The organism is Bradyrhizobium sp. BRP22, assembly GCF_020194175.1.
Lineage (GTDB): Bacteria > Pseudomonadota > Alphaproteobacteria > Rhizobiales > Xanthobacteraceae > Bradyrhizobium.
Genome location: NZ_JADYVX010000001.1, coordinates 113,549 through 132,529 on the forward strand (window position 1 = coordinate 113,549; position 18,981 = coordinate 132,529).

The 18,981-nt window shown below is 63.4% G+C and carries 16 protein-coding genes and 1 pseudogene; 5 read left to right on the forward strand and 12 right to left on the reverse strand.

Annotated elements, in window-relative coordinates; all coding sequences use genetic code 11:
- Positions 1-41 precede the first annotated feature (41 nt).
- From I6F35_RS00480 to I6F35_RS00505, 6 genes are all read right to left on the reverse strand, one after another.
- On the reverse strand, positions 42-2,108 hold the full coding sequence (locus I6F35_RS00480; protein ID WP_225115673.1) for a prolyl oligopeptidase family serine peptidase: 2,067 nt from the start codon (positions 2,106-2,108) through the stop codon (positions 42-44).
- Positions 2,109-3,407: 1,299 nt separating this feature from the next.
- Positions 3,408-3,734: an HPr family phosphocarrier protein gene (locus I6F35_RS00485; protein ID WP_225115674.1), complete on the reverse strand. Its 327-nt coding sequence runs from the start codon at positions 3,732-3,734 to the stop codon at positions 3,408-3,410.
- Positions 3,731-4,132, reverse strand: a complete 402-nt coding sequence (locus tag I6F35_RS00490) for a PTS sugar transporter subunit IIA (RefSeq protein ID WP_027579987.1) — start codon at positions 4,130-4,132, stop codon at positions 3,731-3,733. Before I6F35_RS00490 ends, I6F35_RS00485 begins: the two co-directional genes overlap by 4 nt.
- 131 nt (positions 4,133-4,263) lie before the next feature.
- Complete coding sequence (locus tag I6F35_RS00495; protein WP_225115675.1) at positions 4,264-4,785, reverse strand: HPr kinase/phosphatase C-terminal domain-containing protein; 522 nt, start codon at positions 4,783-4,785, stop codon at positions 4,264-4,266.
- Entirely contained in the window at positions 4,782-6,587 is a 1,806-nt protein-coding gene (locus I6F35_RS00500; RefSeq protein ID WP_225115676.1) for a sensor histidine kinase, read from the reverse strand. Before I6F35_RS00500 ends, I6F35_RS00495 begins: the two co-directional genes overlap by 4 nt.
- 113 nt (positions 6,588-6,700) lie before the next feature.
- The gene (locus tag I6F35_RS00505) at positions 6,701-7,402 is read right to left on the reverse strand and encodes a response regulator transcription factor (RefSeq protein WP_027579989.1); all 702 of its coding nucleotides are present in this window, start codon (positions 7,400-7,402) and stop codon (positions 6,701-6,703) included.
- 226 nt (positions 7,403-7,628) lie between these two features.
- On the opposite strand from I6F35_RS00505, the gene I6F35_RS00510 reads away from it, so the two are divergent.
- From I6F35_RS00510 to I6F35_RS00520, 3 genes are all read left to right on the forward strand, one after another.
- A complete protein-coding gene (locus tag I6F35_RS00510; protein ID WP_225115677.1) occupies positions 7,629-8,363 on the forward strand; it encodes a DUF2470 domain-containing protein in 735 nt (244 codons plus the stop codon).
- A 603-nt stretch (positions 8,364-8,966) separates the two neighbouring features.
- A complete protein-coding gene (locus I6F35_RS00515) occupies positions 8,967-10,583 on the forward strand; it encodes a phosphoenolpyruvate carboxykinase (RefSeq protein ID WP_225115678.1) in 1,617 nt (538 codons plus the stop codon).
- Between the two features lie 60 nt (positions 10,584-10,643).
- Entirely contained in the window at positions 10,644-10,934 is a 291-nt protein-coding gene (locus I6F35_RS00520) for a hypothetical protein (protein ID WP_225115679.1), read from the forward strand.
- Here I6F35_RS00520 and rocF read toward each other — a convergent pair.
- From rocF to I6F35_RS00535, 3 genes are all read right to left on the reverse strand, one after another.
- Positions 10,931-11,899 (reverse strand): arginase, encoded by a 969-nt coding sequence (gene rocF / locus I6F35_RS00525; RefSeq protein WP_225115680.1) that lies wholly within the window; start codon positions 11,897-11,899, stop codon positions 10,931-10,933. The genes I6F35_RS00520 and rocF overlap by 4 nt on opposite strands.
- Positions 11,900-11,970: 71 nt before the next feature.
- On the reverse strand, positions 11,971-12,786 hold the full coding sequence (locus I6F35_RS00530; protein ID WP_225115681.1) for a thioesterase family protein: 816 nt from the start codon (positions 12,784-12,786) through the stop codon (positions 11,971-11,973).
- Positions 12,787-13,017: 231 nt separating this feature from the next.
- On the reverse strand, positions 13,018-15,576 hold the full coding sequence (locus I6F35_RS00535; RefSeq protein ID WP_225115682.1) for a glycogen/starch/alpha-glucan phosphorylase: 2,559 nt from the start codon (positions 15,574-15,576) through the stop codon (positions 13,018-13,020).
- 267 nt (positions 15,577-15,843) lie between these two features.
- Between I6F35_RS00535 and I6F35_RS00540 the strand changes: the two genes are divergently transcribed.
- On the forward strand, positions 15,844-16,074 hold the full coding sequence (locus I6F35_RS00540) for a hypothetical protein (RefSeq protein ID WP_225115683.1): 231 nt from the start codon (positions 15,844-15,846) through the stop codon (positions 16,072-16,074).
- Between the two features lie 57 nt (positions 16,075-16,131).
- Here I6F35_RS00540 and I6F35_RS00545 read toward each other — a convergent pair.
- Positions 16,132-16,413: pseudogene (locus I6F35_RS00545) on the reverse strand (GIY-YIG nuclease family protein).
- Positions 16,414-16,590: 177 nt separating this feature from the next.
- Between I6F35_RS00545 and I6F35_RS00550 the strand changes: the two are divergent.
- The gene (locus I6F35_RS00550) at positions 16,591-17,022 is read left to right on the forward strand and encodes a hypothetical protein (RefSeq protein WP_225115684.1); all 432 of its coding nucleotides are present in this window, start codon (positions 16,591-16,593) and stop codon (positions 17,020-17,022) included.
- 121 nt (positions 17,023-17,143) lie between these two features.
- Here I6F35_RS00550 and I6F35_RS00555 read toward each other — a convergent pair whose 3' ends face one another.
- Entirely contained in the window at positions 17,144-17,944 is an 801-nt protein-coding gene (locus I6F35_RS00555) for a DUF2865 domain-containing protein (protein WP_225115685.1), read from the reverse strand.
- 290 nt (positions 17,945-18,234) lie between these two features.
- Positions 18,235-18,798, reverse strand: a complete 564-nt coding sequence (gene pyrE / locus I6F35_RS00560) for an orotate phosphoribosyltransferase (protein ID WP_225115686.1) — start codon at positions 18,796-18,798, stop codon at positions 18,235-18,237.
- Positions 18,799-18,981: the final 183 nt, after the last annotated feature.

Below are 18,981 nucleotides of genomic sequence, written 5' to 3' on the forward strand. Positions count from 1 at the left end.
CGCTGACGCGCGCCCCGGAATGACGGCGGTGAGCGGTGCGATCACGCATCATCTGCCCAACCGATCTTCTCCCGCAAGAACCCAAGCCCCAGCGCCGTGAATGCGGCGCGCTCCTTGTTGTCCTTGCCATAGCCATGGCCGCCGGCCGCGGGCTCGTAGAGATAGGCCTCATATCCCATCGCCTGCAGCTTGGCCGTCATCTTGCGGGCGTGGCCGGGATGCACGCGGTCGTCGCGGCGCGTGGTCGCGATCAGGATCGGTGGATATTTCTGGCCTGGCTTGGCCGTGTGATAGGCGGAGTAGGTTTGCAGCCAGGCCCATTCGTCGGGCTTGTCGGGATCGCCATATTCGGCGATCCAGCTCGCGCCGGCGAGCAGCCTGGTGTAGCGGCGCATGTCGATCAGCGGGATGGTGCAGAACAGCGCGCCGAATCGTTCAGGGTAGCGCACCAGCATGTTGGTGATCAGGATGCCGCCGTTCGATCCGCCTTCGGCTGCGATCCGCTCGGGCCGCGTGACGCCGCGCTTCACCAGATCGGCGGCGACGGCGGCAAAGTCGTCATGCGCCAGTCGCTTGCCCGCATAGCGGCCGGCATCATGCCAGCGCGTGCCGAACTCGCCGCCGCCGCGGATATTGGCCTGCACGATGGTGCCGCCGCGCTCCAGCCACAGCTTGCCGAGTGCGGGGTTGTAATACGGCTTCATCGCCAGGCCGAAGCCGCCATAGGCGGTCAGATGGACCGGTGCATCGCCGGTCTCGGTCGCGGGGCCGGTCTGCACATAGGGGATGCGTTCGCCATCGATGGAGATCGCCTCGTGCTGGGTCACGACCAGTCCATCGGCGTTGAACGTCCGCGGCGCCTGCTTCAGCACCGTGGGCGCTCCGACCTTCTCGATCAGCATCAGCGAGGACGGCGTCAGCGGGTCCTGCACGTTGGCGAACAGGTCGCCCTGGCTTTCGGATATATGACTGTCGAGGCGCCAGACATCGACGACGCCGATCTCGGGCAGCCCTTCGAGCCGCTCGCGCGCCCAGCCGTCGGCTGACGGCGTGCAGATCTCGAACACCGGCTGAAGTTCGTCGAGGATCGACAGCACCAGCCGGCCCGCGGTCCAGAAGAAGCTCTGCAGTGCCCGCCGCGGCTGCGGCTCGAACACCACGGTGAAATCGCGGCTGCCTGCGAGGAAGGCCGACAGCGACGCGCCGAGCACGGTATCGGGCGCATAGGTCTTGCCATCGACCGTCCACGCCTCGCGGAGCTTGACGACAAACCAGTCCTGATAGGCGAGCAGCCAGATGCTGGTCGGCAGATCGAGCCTGGTCTTCGCACCCGTTCCGTCGCCGAGCCAGGCAGTCAGATTGAAGAAATCGAGCCGGTCGACGAACCATATCCGAGGGACCGGTCCGGAATCGTCGACATGGCTCGACGCGCTCATGTGCTCGGGCGGCACTTCAAACACCACTGGCGCTTGTTCAGCGGCCTCGCCGCGGCGCCACAGCCTGACGGTTCGCGCATAGCCTGACGTGGTTGCCATGCCATCGCCATAGGCGCTCGACAGCAGCAGGGTATTGTCGTCGATCCAATCGACGCCGCCCTTGGCTTCCGGCAGCACGAAGCCGTCGGTGACGAAGCGCTTCGCGTCCATGTCGAATTCGCGCAGCGTCACTGCATCGCTGCCGCCGCGCGACAGTGAGAGGATCGCACGCCGGTCATTTCCCGCGCGCATATGCGTCCAGTTCAACAGCCAATCCTGGCCTTCGTCGGCGGCGAGCCGGTCGACATCAAGAAGGATTTCCCAGTTGGGATCGGGCTTGCGGAACTCGTCGAGCGTCGTGCGCCGCCACAGGCCGCGCGGATTGTTTGTGTCCTTCCAGAGATTGTAGAGCAGCCCGCCGCGCCGGCCGACATAGGGAATGTTGTCCGGCCGGTCGAAGATCGCCGCCAGCGTGTCGCGATCGGCGGCAAAGGAGGCGCCGGCGAATTTCTCCAGCGTCAAGTGGTTCTGCCGCTCAACGAAGTCCAGCGCCCGCGCGCCTTCGATCTCCTCCAGCCAAAGATGGGGATCGTCATCGGGCGCAGCGATCGTGGGCCTGTCGTCAATGGGCATCGCGAGAACTCCAAGGGCAGTCACAGATACTTCGATGTAGGCACTCGCACCTGCGCTGTCCAATGGGCGCCATTCGCTCGCCCCAAACTCCGCCGTCGTCATTCCGCGGCGCGCGCAGCGCGAGCCCGGAATCCATCGTGCTGCACACGCTGCGGCTGGATGGATTCCGGGCTCATCGCTCCGCGATGCCCCGGAATGACAACCTTCCCGTCATTGCGAGCGAAGCGAAGCAATCCACGTCTCCACGCGTGGCGCTATGGATTGTTTCGCTCTGCTCGCAATGACGATGTGGCTACTTTGGGTGCGACAAATCAACCCGACGGGCAAATCAGCCAAAAGTCTGTCCAGACTATCAGCGAAAAATATTCCGCTTCCGTCGTCGGGCAAATCAGTGATTTAACTCCGCGCGTCTCACGGCGGATGAGGGGCGGCTCGCGATCGTCACGAACGTTGCGGTGAGATGCGGTGGACGAGAGTGTCACGACTGACGAGCGTGGCATTCACGGACGGCGAAGTCGTATGGTCCTGGCGCCCCGACGCTGGCGCTAAGCGCGCGAGCAGCAAGAGCTGCCGCGGGCGACGGTGGCAAGAAAGCCCGGTCACCGGGGAGAGTACGAAGTAAACCGTAAAACCATCGCGCAGGGAAAGCCGGAGTTGCTTCGGTTGAACCTGTGGCCCCACCCCCGTGCTTTTTGTTGCACGGGGCCCACGGGTGCAACCGGCACCCGGCTTTCCCTGCGCCCTCTGATATCGAGGAGGGTGGGAAGTGAAACAAACCTCGGACGCAATGCGCCGCGAGAACGCGAACTCACATCCACTCCACCGTCATGCCCGCGAAGGCGGGCATCCAGTACTCTGCGGCCTCTCGGCATAAGCACGACCGCCTCTGGAATACTGGATCGTCCGCTTTCGCGGACGATGACAGCGAGCGCTGTTTGACATTTGAATCAGAAGCCTCCCCGTCATTGCGAGCAAAGCGAAGCAATCCATGCTTCCGCAAGCGGCGAAGTGGATTGCTTCGCTGCGCTCGCAATAACGGGGATAGAGCGACGTACTCCGACCTATCGCCTACTCCGACGTATCCCCTCATCCTGAGGAGACCGCGCAGCGGTCGTCTCGAAGGGCGAGGCTACAGGCGGGGCCTCATCCTTCGAGACCCGGCTTGCGCCGCTCCTCAGGATGAGGGTCTAGAGCGTTTTCGAGCGAAGTGGACACCGGTTCGCGTGAAGAAAACGCGTCAAAACAAGAATCTAGAGCTTCGGTTCTGATTCAATCAGAACCGAAAATGCTCTAGCCACCTCACACGCCTTCTTCGTTGAACTTGCTGGCGACGAGTTCGGCGATGGCGTCGAGAGCGGCTTCGGCTTCGGGACCTGTGGCGGAGACGATGACGGAGGTGCCGGGGCCGGCGGCGAGCATCATCAGGCCCATGATCGAGGTGCCGCCGACGGTTTCGCTGCCGCGCGTCACCCAGATCTCGGCGTTGAAGCGCTCGACCATCTGCACGAATTTGGCGGAAGCGCGCGCGTGCAGGCCGCGCTTGTTGACGATCTGGAGTTCACGGGAGATCGCGCCCGCAGGAACGATCGGGCCGATTTCGTTTTCGCCCGAGCCCTCGGCGCTCATTTGCCGGCAAGGACGCGGCTGGCGATGGTGACGTATTTGCGGCCCGCTTCCTGGGCCATCGCGATCGCATCGGGCAGCGAGCGCTCTTCGCGAACCTTGGCAAGCTTCACCAGCATCGGAAGATTGATGCCTGCGAGCACCTCGACCTTGGGCCGGCTCATGCAGGAGATCGCAAGGTTCGACGGTGTGCCGCCGAACATGTCGGTCAGGATCGCAACACCATCGCCGCTATCGACGCGGTTGACCGCTTCGATGATATCGCTGCGACACAGATCGGCGTCGTCTTCGGCTCCGATCGTAATTGCTTCAATTTGTTTTTGTGGGCCCATCACGTGTTCAAGCGCTGCCTTGAACTCGTCGGCAAGGCGCCCGTGGGTCACAAGCACTAGACCAATCATCGGAAACTCCTCGCGGGTGCTTCTTGGTGCACCGCACGAACGCGCCACTTTGACCATCCAGAGGCCCCGCGCAAGAGGGCATCTTGGCAATTTCCCGGAATTTGGGGGCGGAGAAATACGGGTCTGCCGGTCTATTCAGTGGCTATATTGCGGCTGATATGGTTACCGATCTGCCCCAAGCAATCATCCGCGACATTACGGGAACATGAACTTTCAGTTGTCGTCAAAGCTGCGACAACCAGTAGCAGGGGTGAAATGCCCTCACCGATGGGGATTCGAGGTAAAATAATACCGTTTATCTCGGTCTGCAGGGCTTCCGGCGGCGGCATCCGCTCGGCGTCGCCGGCGGCGAGATCGACCACCAGCCCCACGACCGCCTCATGTGTGAACTCGCAGCGGCGGATGCCGAGCCCTCGAATCTCCATCAGCCCGGCCAATTCGGGGGCTGGGCGCACCCGCAATTCTTTGCCGGCTGTGTCGAGATGGACACGGTCATCGCCGACCAAAATGGCGGGCGGAAGCTGTCCTGAGCGCCCGGCGAGAATCAGATCGAAGGCAAGGCGCGACTTGCCGGAGCCGGACGGTCCGCGGATCAGCACCGCGCGTTCTCCCACCAGCACCGCGGACGCATGCACGCTGGCGCTGTGGCTCATAGCGCCGGCAGCCTGACCACGAAACGCGCGCCCGCGATCGTCGGCTTGCCGTCGACATCGGCAGGGCCGAGCCGGTTCTCCGCCCAGATGCGTCCGTTATGCGCCTCGATGATCTGCTTGGAGATCGACAGCCCCAGTCCGGAATTCTGGCCGAAGCCCTGGTGCGGCCGGTCGGTGTAGAAGCGCTCGAAGATGCGCTCGAGTGCGTCCTGGCCGATGCCGGGGCCGTCGTCGTCGACGACGATCTCGATCTCCGAGCGCACGCGGCGGCAGACGATGCGCACCTTGTCGCCTGGCTGCGAGAACGACTGCGCATTGGAGAGCAGGTTGGAGATCACCTGGCCGAGCCGCGAATCGTGGCCGGGCACCGCGAAGGTATCGGTCGGGCCGCGACCCTCGAAGCGGGCTTCGACCGCGACGTCGTGGCCGAGCTTGGTCTCATTGGCGACCGAGGTCAGCGTCGTCAGCAGGCGGCGCAGATCGACCGGCGCCATGTCCTGGCGCTGCAGTTCGGCATCGAGCCGGCTCGCATCGGAGATGTCGGAGATCAGCCGGTCGAGCCGCCTGACGTCGTGCTCGATCACGGCGAGCAGGCGCGCGCGGCTGCTTTCGGTGCGCGCCAGGGGCAGCGTCTCCACCGCCGAGCGCAGCGACGTCAGCGGGTTCTTCAGCTCATGGGCGACATCGGCGGCGAACATCTCGATCGCCTCGATCCGGCTGTAGAGCGCGTTGGTCATGTCGCGCAGCGCGCCGGAGAGATGGCCGATCTCGTCGCGGCGGCGGGTGAAGTCGGGAATCTCGACGCGGGTCTGGATGCGGCGGCGGACGCGTTCGGCGCCATCGGCGAGACGACGAACCGGACCGGCGATGGTGCTGGCGAGCAAGAGCGACAGCACGATCATCACGGCGGCGGCGACACCGCCGACCTTAAGGATCGCGAGCCGCTCGGCGGTCACCATCTGGTCGATGTCGTCGCCCTGGGTGGAAAGCATCAGCGCGCCATGCACGGCGCGGAAGCGCTGCACGGGGACGGCGACCGAGACGATCACTTCGCCGCGATCGTTGACGCGCACCATGCTGCTCTTCTGGCCGTTGAGCGACTGTGCGACCTCCTGATAGCCGGTGCCGTTCTCGGGGCCGAGCTCGCGGTAGAGCGGGAGATCGCCGCGGTTCAGCCAGGTGCGGATCGCGATCGTGGTCCGCTCGGCGAATCCCGGCTTCTCGGCAGTCGGTGGCGGCAGCTCGATCCTGAACACATCGCCCTTGCCGTAAAGGCTGCGGCTGTCGAGGATCAATCCGCCCTCGCGATCGAAGATGCGGGCGCGCGTCTTGGTCGGCGAGATCAGCCGCCGCAGCACCGGCGCGACGCGTTCGGGATTGATCGGGAAGTCGGAATATTCGTCCGGCACGCCGTAGCTTTCGCCGGGCTTGAGGTCGAGCAGCCGCTCCGGATCGATGGTGATGGTGTTGGTCTCGACGGTGGCGGAGGCTGCGATGGCGCCGGCGATGATCTCGGCCTGCACCAGAAGGCTCTGGGCGCGCGCATCGATCAGGCCGGCGCGGAATTGCGAGAGGTAGAGGATGCTGGCGACGAGCGCGACCAGGCCCGCGAGATTGAGCGAGACGATGCGGCGGGTCAGGCTCGAGAACGACAGCGCGAAGAAGAACTGCCCGGCGCGGCTCAGCCAGTCCAGCGGCCGCCAGCGCCTTGCCTTCGCCTTGTCGGTAACGTGGTCTTGCTCGAGAAGCGCGTGCGCGTCCTCGACGGTCTCGCCTGGCTCTAGCTGTATTCGATCAAGCACTGGCAGAACTGCCGGTTCGTTGACGAGGGGTCTCACCATGCACGCTACTGGGCCCGCACCCTACCCCATGGGTGCAGTCCGTGTCAGTTAACAAAGCGGGCGTTGGCCGCAGATCAGGCTTCCTTGAAGCGATACCCCACGCCGTACAAGGTTTCGATCATCTCGAAGTCCTCGTCGACCACCTTGAACTTCTTGCGCAGCCGCTTGATGTGGCTGTCGATGGTGCGATCATCGACATAGACCTGGTCGTCATAGGCGGCGTCCATCAGCGCATTGCGGCTCTTCACGACGCCGGGCCGTGTCGCCAGCGCCTGCAGGATCAAAAATTCCGTGACCGTCAGCGTCACCGGCTCGTTCTTCCAGGTGCAGGTGTGGCGCTCCGGGTCCATTCTGAGCAGGCCGCGATCGAGCGCACGCGTATCCGGCTCCTTCGGCGCTGCTGTCGGATCCTTGGGCTGACCGCGACGGAGCACCGCCTTCACGCGTTCGACCAGCAGGCGCTGCGAGAACGGCTTGCGGATGAAATCGTCGGCGCCCATCTTGAGGCCGAACAATTCGTCGATCTCTTCATCCTTGGAGGTCAGGAAGATCACGGGCAGATCGGATTTCTGCCTCAGTCGTCGCAGCGTTTCCATGCCGTCCATGCGCGGCATCTTGATGTCGAGGATCGCCAGATCCGGTGGCGAGGTGCGGAAGCCGTCAAGCGCCGACGCACCATCCGTGTATGTCATGATGCGGTAGCCTTCGGCTTCCAACGCGATCGAGACAGAGGTGAGAATGTTGCGGTCGTCGTCGACCAGGGCGATTGTGGGCATGAGCCTGCTTTCAGTTTGCAGTTGGCTGAAACGGCGAGCATTCCGGTGATGCGCCGCATAAGTGGGCTTCGGACGCGGTCAGCCAGCAATGCAAGGTAGGCTGAAATGTGACCGAGTTCCGCCGAACGCCTCGTCCCCTGCGACGCGTCCGACCCGTCTGGAGCCCGTTTACCCGAGAAAAGCCCCGAAGTGCAACCACATGCCAGAGAATTGCTAGGTAATTTCGATGCAACCGACCGCTGATTTCGACCCCGCCAGGCTGGCCCGCTCCCTGCTCCGGAGGAGCCGGCAGGGGGCCCTGGCGACGCTGATGCCGGGAACCGGCGATCCCTATTGTTCCCTGGTCAACGTCGCAAGCCACCCGGACGGTTCCCCGATCCTGCTGCTGTCCCGGCTGGCGGTCCATACCACGAACCTGCTGGCCGATCCTCGGGTATCGCTGATGCTGGACGAGCGGGCCGAAGGCGACTCCCTGGAGGGCTCCCGGATCATGCTGGCCGGCCGGGCGGAAGAGGCGGAAGGCGAGGCGGCAGCGCTGTTGCGCCGCCGCTATCTCGCCGCCCATCCCTCCGCGGAAGCCTTTGTAGACTTTAAGGATTTCTCCTTCTTCCGGATCATCCCCTCCGCCACCCACCTCGTCGCCGGCTTCGGGCGGATCGTGGATCTCAGGCCGGAACAGTTCCTGACTGATCTGGCCGGGGCGAAGGGGATCGTGGAGGTGGACGCCGGTGCCGTCGACCATATGAACGAGGAGCACCGCGACGCCATGGAGCTTTATGCGACGCGGCTGCTGGGGGCCGAAAGCGCCGACTGGCGCTGCACCGGCTTCGATCCTGACGGAATGGATATGCAGGCTGGCAACCGGACGCTGCGGCTCGAATTTCCGGAGCGCGTGCGAAACGCTGCGGAGCTGCGGAAGGCGCTGGCCCAACTCGCCGGCGAAGCCCGCGCAAAGGAATAGGCGCGAGGGGCGCCGTGTCGCAGCGTGCAGCGCACGCAGAAGCGCAGTCGTCAACGCGACTGGCATCATGCTGCTTATGCGCAATCGCGCGGAACGTTCTCGCACGCAGCGCATTCTTAAGGGCCGTCGAATTCGATGATGGCTTGTTGACGTCGAGTGAGGCCGTGCAATCAACTCTCAGCGCCGATCGGATGGTGCGATCCAACTGCAGCCGCATTGCCGGCAACAAGACCGACGTCTTAATTCCCCCAAACTGCATATCCGGTATTCTGCACATTGATCGACAACGACACAGCGTGTCGAATGGCATCAATTGTGCATCGCAATGACATGCCCCGTGGTGTTCATCGCGGCGGATCGTCGCGCGATCCATGGGCAGGAAAGCTGCAACCTTGCGCTGCAGCAAGTGCTTGAACCACATGGGAGCGGATGCCTTGGAATAAACCAAAATTCGGGGACTAGCTTGGCAAGCTCGAATTGCCCCATTATGAGGTCGCTGGACCGGGGCCTTCGGGCTATATTTGTTGTTGGAAAAGGTCACCGCGACTGAGCGCGTTTAGCGACATTCGCGCAATGGGAAACGCGGGTTCGAGGAGGTTCTTCGTGCAAAACACGGGCGTGTACAACGGTGCCTTTGGCGCCGACAAATTCGGCTTAAAAAATCTCAAGCGCGTGCATTGGAATCTTCGCGCGCCGCAGCTCTATCAATATTCGCTTGCGGCAGGCGAGGCGGTGCTCTCGGCCGATGGTGCGCTCTGTGCGGACACCGGCGAATTCACCGGCCGCAGCCCGAAGGACAAATTCACCGTTCGCGACGCGACCACCGACAAGAGCATGTGGTGGGCCGGCAATCAGTCGATCACGTCAGAGCAGTTCGAAGCGCTCCATCAGGATTTCCTCAAGCACGCCGAAGGCAAGACGCTGTTCGCGCAGGATCTCTATGGCGGCGCCGATCCGACCTATCGGATCAAGACGCGCGTGTTCACCGAGCTCGCCTGGCACTCGCTGTTCATCCGCACGCTCCTGATCCGTCCCGAGGCGATCGAGCTTTCGAGCTTCGTGCCCGAGCTCACCATCATCGACATGCCGAGCTTCCGCGCCGACCCCAAACGTCACGGCGTGCGCTCGGAGAACGTTGTCGCGATCGATTTCGCCCGCAAGATCGTCCTGATCGGCGGGTCTTATTATGCCGGCGAGATGAAGAAGTCGGTGTTCACCACGCTCAACTATTATCTGCCCGCGCGCGGCGTGATGCCGATGCACTGCTCGGCCAATGTCGGGCCGAAGGGCGACAGCGCGATCTTCTTCGGCCTCTCCGGCACCGGCAAGACGACGCTGTCGGCCGATCCCAACCGCACGCTGATCGGCGACGACGAGCATGGCTGGGGTCCGGACGGCGTCTTCAATTTCGAAGGCGGCTGCTACGCCAAGTGCATCAAGCTGTCGAAGGAAGCCGAGCCGCAGATCTATGCCGCGAGCAAGCGCTTCGGCGCAGTGCTCGAGAACTGCGTGCTCGACGAGGACACCCGCGAGGTGGATTTCGACGACGGCTCGAAGACCGAGAACACCCGTTCCGCCTATCCACTCGATTTCATCCCGAACGCCTCGCGCACCGGCCGCGCGCCGCATCCGAAGAATGTGGTGATGCTGGCGGCGGATGCCTTCGGTGTGCTGCCGCCGATCGCGAAGCTTTCGCCGGCGCAGGCGATGTATCACTTCCTGTCCGGCTACACCGCGAAGGTCGCCGGCACCGAGCGCGGTCTCGGCTCGGAGCCGCAGCCGGAATTCTCCACCTGCTTCGGCTCGCCGTTCCTGCCGCTCGATCCGTCCGTCTACGGCAACATGCTGCGCGACCTGATCGCCCAGCACAATGTCGATTGCTGGCTGGTCAACACCGGCTGGACCGGCGGCAAGTATGGCGTCGGCTCGCGCATGCCGATCAAGGTCACGCGCGCGCTGCTCACCGCGGCGCTCGACGGCAGCCTGCGCAATGTCGAATTCCGCACCGACGAATATTTCGGCTTCGCGGTGCCGACTGCGCTGCCGGGCGTGCCGAACGAGATCCTCAATCCGGTCAACACCTGGAAGGACAAGGCCGAGTTCGACAAGACCGCCCGCGCCTTGGTCGGCATGTTCCAGAAGAACTTCGCCAAGTTCGAGAGCAAGGTCGACGCCGAAGTCCGCGCCGCTGCGCCGGACGTGAAACTCGCGGCGGAATAGACTTAAGATTTCCTTGGACGAAAAGAGCGGCCCGCGGGTCGCTCTTTTCTATTCCGAAACATGTCTGTCGATCCGACGGCCTATCAGGGCACCTGGGACGGCACCCATTCGAACGGTCAGAAATTCCAGTTCAGCATTTCGCAGGTGAACGGCTTCCGCGCCCAGGTGAAATACCAGAGCGGCACGACCGTCCAGTACCAGCAGGTGCTGATCAAGGACAATTCGTTTCGGATCGGCGACACCAAGTTCACCCTTACCTCGCAAGGCAATGCGCAAGTGAGGAACGTGATCACCGATCCCGTATCGGGCAACACATCGCTCATCACGGGGAATGCGACGCAGGATACTTAATCCGGCAGCACGGCGTTGGTCGGCGTCGGGCGGTCGGTGATCTGCAGGCCGAACAGGCTGCCGATCAGCTCCACGACAACACGTGCGGTGCGGCCACGCTCGTCGAGGAACGGGTTGAGCTCGACGATGTCGACCGAGCGCACCAATCCGGAATCGTGCAAGAGTTCCATGATCAGGTGCGCCTCGCGGTAGGTGGCGCCGCCCGGCACCGTGGTGCCGACGCCGGGCGCGACGGAGGGATCGAGGAAGTCGACGTCGAACGAGACGTGCAGCACGCCATTCTTCGCCTTGACGCGCTCGATCACGCGGCGGATCAGCACGGCGACGCCAAACTCGTCGATGGCGCGCATGTCGGCGATGGCGACACGACGCTCGCGCAACAGCTTGCGTTCCAGCGGGTCGATCGAGCGGGTGCCGATCAGGTCGAGCTGATCAGGTGAAATCGAGGCGCGCGGCAGGCCGCCGAGCAGGTTTTCGAGCCCGGGCTCGCCGCAGAGGAAGGCGGCAGACATGCCGTGCATGTTGCCGGTGATCGTCGTGTCGGGCGTGTTGTAGTCGGCATGCGCGTCGACCCACAGCGCGAACAGTGGCCGGCCCTTCTCCTGCCAGAACCGTGCAACCCCATTGATCGATCCCATCGAGAGCGAATGGTCGCCGCCCATGAAGATCGGCACCGCGCCGGATTGCGCCAGCCAATAGGCGCGCTCGGAGAGCAGGCGGATCCAGGTTTTCACCTCATCATAGAACTTCGTATTCGCGGGCGCCGGCCCGTCCGAAACCCCCGCGGGGATGGCGAGATCGCCGTGGTCGTCGACGCCGAACTCCAGTTGCTCCAGCACGCGCGCGATGCCGGCGGTGCGCAGCGCCGCCGGCCCCATCAGGGTGCCGGCCTGCGCGGCGCCGATCTCGATGGGAACTCCGAGGAGTGCAATGCGCGATGGTCTTGAATTGTCAGCTTCGGGCATGCGGCGGTGCTCTCAGTGCGCAGGGTGGCCAAAACGTCGCGTGCCACCCTACGATTTCTACGCTTTCCCGCCTACGCCTTGAAATAGGCGATCTGCGTCGTCGTGGCGAGCAGGCGGCCGGAGGGCGACCACAACTCGCCATTCTGATCGCCATAGCTCTTGTGGAAGATCTTGGCATCGGCCTCCGCCAGCACGCGGGTGATATCCTCGGCGGCGAGGTCGGCGGCGTCGACGTGGAAATAGGTCGTCAGCGACACCGTGCCGAACGGCACCAGTTCGCGCTTGGCATGAAAGATGCGGCCGAAGAAGGCGTCGGACATCGCGATCAGCGACAGCGCGTCGATCTTGCGTGGCACGCGGTCGGCGATCCAGAGCTTTGAATAAGCGTCCGGCGCCGCGCTCGATGGCGCGCCGAATTTCGGCTCACCCTCGACGAAACGGAAGTCATATTGCTTGACCCACGAGGCGGCGGTCTTGGGATAGGGCAGGGTCTGTTCGAACGGCGTTGCGTCCGGAAACTTCGCCTGCTGGTGCGACCAGGAGGGGCGACGCTCGGCGAACACGGCGGTCGCAAGCGTTGCCACGTCTCCGCCGCCCTGCGTCATCTCCACGGACCAGTGCTGGCTCGAACGGTTGGCCTTCACCAGGCGGACATCGAGATCGAAGGCGCCTTGCGCGACCGGAGCGCAATAATTGACCGTGAGCGCGAGCGGATCGCCGGCGCGTTGCGGATGGTCGATCAGTGCCCGCAGGATGGTCGCAGCGGTGGCTCCGCCGAACGGGCCGACAAACGCCCAATAGTCATCACTGGTCTTGCCCTGCCAGCGGCTGTCGCCGGCCGTGACCGTGGTGGCGTCGTCGAACAAATGCGGGGTTTTGGTGAGCATGTGGTTCCTCAGCTGCAGCCCAAGCGACAGCGTCATTGCGAGGAGCGATAGCGACGAAGCAATCCATCCTTCCGCGCGGGTGGAGAGATGGATTGCTTCGCGGAGCCTGTCATCGGGCGGCGCTTCGCGCCGACCCGTTGGCTCGCAATGACGGCGCGCGTCATCTGCAGTATCGCGGCTGTTCGGCGGAATTCAATGATGTTGGAGGTAATCGATTTCCGCCACGTGGGATTAGCGCTTTGCTCCCCACTGCGCCTGTTCCTTGAGCGTACGCGGCGTGGGCGGCCGCACCGGCACGTTCCAGATGTCCTCGGCGTATTCGCGGATGGTGCGATCCGACGAGAACCACGGCATCCGCGCCACGTTGAGGATCGAGGCCCGGGTCCATGCCGGCACCACCTGCCAGCGCGCGTCGATGGCACGCTGGGTGTCGTAATAGGACTCGAAGTCCGCGCTGACCATGTAATGGTCGAGATAGCGCAGCGCATGGCCGATCGAGGCGAAGCGGCCCGGATCGCCGGGCGAGAACGCGCCGCTCTCGATCGCAGTGATGGCGCGTGCCAGTCGGGGCGAGCGGCCGATCATATCGCTGGCGTCGAGCCCTTGCTTGCGGCGGACCATCACGTCGCCAGCTTCCATGCCGAAGATCGCGATGTTCTCGGCGCCGACCTGGTCGCGAATCTCGATATTGGCACCGTCGAGCGTGCCGATGGTCAGCGCGCCATTGAGCGCGAGCTTCATGTTGCCGGTGCCGGAGGCTTCCATGCCGGCGGTCGAGATCTGCTCGGACAGGTCGGCGGCCGGAATGATCACCTCGGCAAGGCTGACATTGTAGTCGGCGAGGAAGGCGATCTTCAGCCGACCCTTGATCGCGGGATCATTATTGACGACTTCGGCGACGTCGTTGATCAGCTTGATGATCAGCTTGGCGTAGCGGTAGCTCGCAGCCGCCTTGCCGGCGAAGATCTTCACGCGCGGCACCCAATCGCGTTGCGGCTCATCCTTGATCGCCTGGTACAGCGCGACCGCTTCCAGGATGTTCAAGAGCTGCCGCTTGTATTCATGGATGCGCTTGATCTGCACATCGAACAGGGCCGACGGGTCGACCTTGATGCGGTTGCGCTCGCCGATCAACCGCGCCAGCACCAGCTTGTTGTGGCGCTTGACCTCGCGGAATTGCTGCTGGAACGCATTGTCGCTGGCATGCGATTCGAGCCGCTCGAACAGCGAGAAATCGTCGAGCACAGCCTCGCCGCAGACGTCGCGCAGCAGGCCGGTCAGTCTCGGATTGGCCAGCATCAGCCAGCGGCGGAAGGTGATGCCGTTGGTCTTGTTGGTGATGCGCGTGGGATAGAGATGGTGGAGATCGTGGAATACGGTCTCCTTCATCAGATCGGAATGCATCGCCGAGACGCCGTTGATGCGATGCGAGCCGACGAAAGCGAGCTGCCCCATCCGCACCCGGCGGCCCGACTTCTCGTCGATCAGCGACACCGACGCACGGAATTCGATGTCGCCGGGGCAGCGTTCTTCGGCGAGCGCAAGGTGCTGCACATTGATGCGGTAGATGATTTCAAGATGCCGCGGCAATAGCCGCTCGAACAGTTCGACCGGCCAGGTCTCGAGTGCCTCAGGCAGCAGCGTGTGGTTGGTGTAGGACAGCGTCGCAACCGTGATCTTCCACGCCTCATCCCAGCGGAAATGGTGCAGGTCGACCAGGATCCGCATCAGCTCGGTGACGGCGAGGCTCGGATGAGTGTCGTTGAGCTGCACGGCCGCTTTCATCGCAAGGCTGCGGAGCTGGCCGTCGGCCGAAAGGTGCCGTTTCACCAGGTCCTGCAGGGAGGCCGAGACGAAGAAAAATTCCTGGCGCAGACGCAGCTCGCGTCCCGCGGCGCTTTCGTCATTCGGATAAAGGAATTTGCAGATCGCCTCAGCGCGCGCCTGCTCCGCACTGGCCGAGACATAGTCGCCGGTGTTGAACACGTCGAGTTTCAACGGATCCGGCGCATGCGCCGACCAGAGCCGGAGCGCGTTGACGCGCTGGCCGCGCCAGCCGACGATCGGGGTGTCGTAGGCCATCGCCTCCACGGTTTCCGCCGGGTGCCAGATGGCGAGGTCGCGGCCGTGGTCATCGACATGCTCGACGGTACCGCCGAAATGGATGTTGTAGACGACTTCCGGCCGCTGGAATTCCCAGGGGTTGCCGAAGCCCAGCCACTCGTCCGGATATTCCTGCTGCCAGCCATGGTTGATGATCTGGCGGAACAGGCCGAAGTCATAGCGGATGCCATAGCCGATGGCGGGGATCGCCAGCGTCGCCATGCTCTCCATGAAGCAGGCCGCGAGCCGCCCGAGGCCACCATTGCCCAACGCGGCATCCGGCTCGCATTTGCGAAGTTCATCGATGCCGACACCAAGGTCGCCCAACGCCGCTTCGAACACCTGCAACAGGCCCATATTGTTGAGCCCGTCGGTGAACAGGCGGCCGATCAGGAATTCCAGCGAAAGATAATAGACCCGCTTGGCGCCAGCGTCGTAGCTCTCCTTTTCCGCCGTGAGCCAGCGATGGGTGATGCGATCGCGCAGCACGAGCGCCGCCGCCCTGTACCAATCGCGCCTGGTCGCCACGCTGGCGTCCTTGCCGATCTCAAGCCTCAGCTTGGCGAGGATCGCGCCCTTGATCTCTGCCAGCGCCAATTCATCGATCGGCTGATTCAGCGCCGGATAGCTTCCTGGGAAAGACTGTTCTTGCAACGCGGCAATCCTGAACTTGGGGGACTCGACCATGATCCGATTAGCGGACTCGGATCATGGTCTAATCTCTTCGTTTGAGCATGATCTTTTCGGAAAGGCGGTCTCCACTTCCGGATCATGCTCTGGATAACAAATGATACGCGTCTTGCACGTCAATCGGAACCGCCCAGCCGGTTGTTGTGCACCGCGCTGGTATGATTTTATGCAAGGACCGGGCCGATTTTGCCGCCTCGAGGCAGGGCGCTTCAGTGGTATGATTAGATGTTAGGCGGCACAACCAACATCATCGAGAGGGACACCATGAGACTGCTGATCGAGATCGCAGCCGCCGTGCTGTTCATCGTCTGCATCACTGTCACCAGCGCCGCTTACGCCATGGGCAAAAGCGGGCGCAGCGCCGACGGCCTGACCTGTGGCTTCAGCATCCCGCAAAACGCCTCCCCTGCTGCCCGTTGCGCCGCCATCAGGCGGCAATGTGGGGGCAAGTTTTACGCGAACCATTGTGGCGACAAGATGCTGTCGGCGATGTGAGACGGGGCGATCTATCTCCGTCGTCCCGGCGAAGGCCGGGACCCATAACCACAGGATTTAGAGTAGGTGCGAGAGGTCGGCCCACTCAAGATTGTTTTCTTCGATGAGCAGTCACGCCGCCAAGTCTTCAATTGCTTCTCGCGTGCAATGCTTCTTGTGGTGTTATGTAGGTTTCCACGGAGACTAGGCGCGTTACGCCATATTTCTTGACGACTGCGAGCCGCGTCCCGAACGATGTAGCGTAAGCCGATTGGCGAGATCGTTGCAGATGCCGATATAGAGCGTGCCATGACGGCGGCTCGCGAGGATGTAGACGTAACGGGCACCTGCAGCACTCATGGATTGCACGACCTCGCGCAAAATCAGGCGGTAGTGGTTATGGGTCCCGGTCTTCGCCGGGACGCGCGGAAATTCTGGAACAAATTAAGAACAATTTAGCAAGTACTTGATATATCATTGTGATTCGGCGTGTTGCCGACACAACATCTATGGCCTGTCCGTTCCCGCGAGGACTACATGTCCACCATTGCCTTTGACCAATTCGCGCTCACCCGCATCGCCGACTTCGCGCGCTCGCTGTCGCGCCTGCATCAGGCGTCTCGCCGCCAATGGGTCGATGACGACCAGATCGACCGTGAGTTCAACGCCGTCTGCATGTCGATCTGGGGCTACACCATCGACGACATCAGCGACGATCTGTTCTCACCCGGGGATCACGCCTGGCTCGATTCGCTCGACGAGGCGCATGCGCGCATCTTCGCGGCCGAGCAGGGTTATGACCTCGTCGACGACCAGGGCATGCTGACGGACTGGTGGGGCTATTGCTGGATGATCCTCGCCGAGAAGCGCGGGCTGCTGACGCCCGAGAACCGTGCTGCAGCGCGGGCGGCGATCGAGGAGAAATATCTCACCGCGCCGAATGTGATCGGGGTGATCGTCGGGCGGTGACGTTCGCCGTCATTGCTAAATATCCGCGCTGTCATTCCGGGGCGATGCGAAGCATCGAACCCGGAATCTCGAGATTCCGGGTTCGCCTCTTCGAGGCGCCCCGGAATGACGGCTCAGGTGGCTAATTCACCTCCGCCCGCTTCGCCTTCGGCGCAGACGATTTCGGCGCGACGGTCACGGGCGGTGCTGCGTCATTGCCGGTCTCCGCAGGCGGCGCTTCGCCGACCGTCTCGGCTGCGACCGGCGCCACCTTCATCTCGCCGAGACGAGCGCGGAGCTCGGCGGTAAGGCCGGGGTAGGACGCGACCGGCGTGAAGTCGGCGCTCTGGTTGTTGCCGACCCGGACGCCGGTATAGGCAACCAGGCCATCGGTGGTGGCGACCACGTCGCCGGCGCGAAGCGACGTATCGAGCGCGAGGTCGACGGGCGCGAGGCCGGCGGGGTCGCGGCCGTTGCAGGTGCAGTCCGCGCGCAGCGACTTGCGGTAGGCGAAGGCGTTCTCGCTGTCGGCATAGCGTTCGCCGGTCGAGGAGGCCGCGCCATCGATGCTGCCACCGTAATAGACCTTGGTGGCGCTCGCCGGACAGAACGCCTGGCAGAGCTGAACCGGCGTCGCGCTGCCGCGCAAGATCAGCGGGAAATATTTGCCGTCGCAGCTTCGGACGCAAAAGGCAGGGCCGGAACCCGCAACGCGCGGCGCCGGCGCGGCTTGCTGCGGCTGTTGCTGCTGGTTGAGGCCGAACGGATCGAAGAAATTGGGTTGCGGCTGGCCCTGTCGCGCCTGCTGCTTCTGCGCGCCGCCGAAGAAGAAATCGAACAGCCCTTCCGCCGAGGCCTGCGCCGGCGCGAGCGTCAGCGAGCCCAGAAGGATTGCGGCGGCAAGCGTCACGTGGCGCCGCACGCGCCGATCGGTAAAGCCCATACGCAACGCCAACTCCACCCAAGATAGCCAACGGTGCCGAGACGTCGTCTCTGCGCGAGACACCATAGGACGGGATGGTAAACGAGCAGTTGATTGCGGAAGAACTATGGAAGGCGCGCGCAATTCGACGCCGTGTGCCTGCGCGGCAACAGTGCAGACTATTGAGTTCCGATTGAAGCAGAGCCGAAGCTCTCGATTCCTGCTCTGAGGCGTGTTCTGCGCAGAGACGTCCACGCAATCTGCGTAGACTTGATTGCTATGCGAACCGGCGTACTTCGCTCGAAACAGCTCTAACTCTTCAGGAACTCGCCCGCTCGGTACAGCGAGCGGAACGGCAAGCCGGCTTGCGCGAACGTTTCCGTCGCGCCTTCCTCGCGGTCGATCATGGTGAAGACGAGCACGACATCGCCGCCGGCCTCGCGCACCGCTTCCACCGCCTTCATCGCCGAGCCGCCGGTGGTGGTGACATCCTCGACGATCACGATGCGCTTGCCTTGCAGCGCCTCGCCTTTGGCAAGGCCCTCGACCGCAAGTTTCGCGCCATGCTCTTTCGGCTTCTTGCGCACGAAGAATGCCGCGATCGGATGGCCCTTGATCCAGGAGAGCTGCGCGATCGCGCCGGCGAGCGGCACGGCACCCATCTCCAGGCCGCCGACGAAATCGAGATTGTCGTCCTTCAGCGCCTCATAAGTGAGCTCGGCGAGCAATGTGGCGCCCTCGGGGTCCAGCATCGTCGGCTTGAGGTTGAAGTAGAAATCGCTCTTGCGGCCCGAGGCCAACGTGATCTCGCCGCGCCCGAAGGAGCGCTTGCGGATGATCTCGGCGAGGCGGGCGCGGGAGGCTGATTTGGACAAGGCGGCTTTCCGGGTCGTTTTACGGTGGCGCGCAATCTATCGACGGTCATGCCGAGATTCCAGCGCCGAAAGCTCCCCGTCAACAGCGCCCCGCGTCGCATGTCGCGCGGACCCATATTCGCAAAGGCTGGTTGTAACCACGTCCGTTTCCGCGGTAGGGAAGCCTCAAATGATTGTGGGGGA

Excerpts from the sequence above, each read along its gene's own strand:
- I6F35_RS00495 (WP_225115675.1), bottom strand. The coding sequence starts at position 4,785 with ATGAGCCACAGCGCCAGCGTGCATGCGTCCGCGGTGCTGGTGGGAGAA.
- I6F35_RS00510 (WP_225115677.1), top strand. The coding sequence starts at position 7,629 with ATGCAACCGACCGCTGATTTCGACCCCGCCAGGCTGGCCCGCTCCCTG.
- I6F35_RS00550 (WP_225115684.1), top strand. The coding sequence starts at position 16,591 with ATGTCCACCATTGCCTTTGACCAATTCGCGCTCACCCGCATCGCCGAC.
- rocF (WP_225115680.1), bottom strand. The coding sequence starts at position 11,899 with ATGCCCGAAGCTGACAATTCAAGACCATCGCGCATTGCACTCCTCGGA.
- I6F35_RS00535 (WP_225115682.1), bottom strand. The coding sequence starts at position 15,576 with ATGGTCGAGTCCCCCAAGTTCAGGATTGCCGCGTTGCAAGAACAGTCT.
- I6F35_RS00555 (WP_225115685.1), bottom strand. The coding sequence starts at position 17,944 with ATGGGCTTTACCGATCGGCGCGTGCGGCGCCACGTGACGCTTGCCGCC.
- I6F35_RS00480 (WP_225115673.1), bottom strand. The coding sequence starts at position 2,108 with ATGCCCATTGACGACAGGCCCACGATCGCTGCGCCCGATGACGATCCC.
- I6F35_RS00520 (WP_225115679.1), top strand. The coding sequence starts at position 10,644 with ATGTCTGTCGATCCGACGGCCTATCAGGGCACCTGGGACGGCACCCAT.
- I6F35_RS00505 (WP_027579989.1), bottom strand. The coding sequence starts at position 7,402 with ATGCCCACAATCGCCCTGGTCGACGACGACCGCAACATTCTCACCTCT.
- I6F35_RS00490 (WP_027579987.1), bottom strand. The coding sequence starts at position 4,132 with ATGATTGGTCTAGTGCTTGTGACCCACGGGCGCCTTGCCGACGAGTTC.
- I6F35_RS00485 (WP_225115674.1), bottom strand. The coding sequence starts at position 3,734 with ATGAGCGCCGAGGGCTCGGGCGAAAACGAAATCGGCCCGATCGTTCCT.
- I6F35_RS00540 (WP_225115683.1), top strand. The coding sequence starts at position 15,844 with ATGAGACTGCTGATCGAGATCGCAGCCGCCGTGCTGTTCATCGTCTGC.
- I6F35_RS00530 (WP_225115681.1), bottom strand. The coding sequence starts at position 12,786 with ATGCTCACCAAAACCCCGCATTTGTTCGACGACGCCACCACGGTCACG.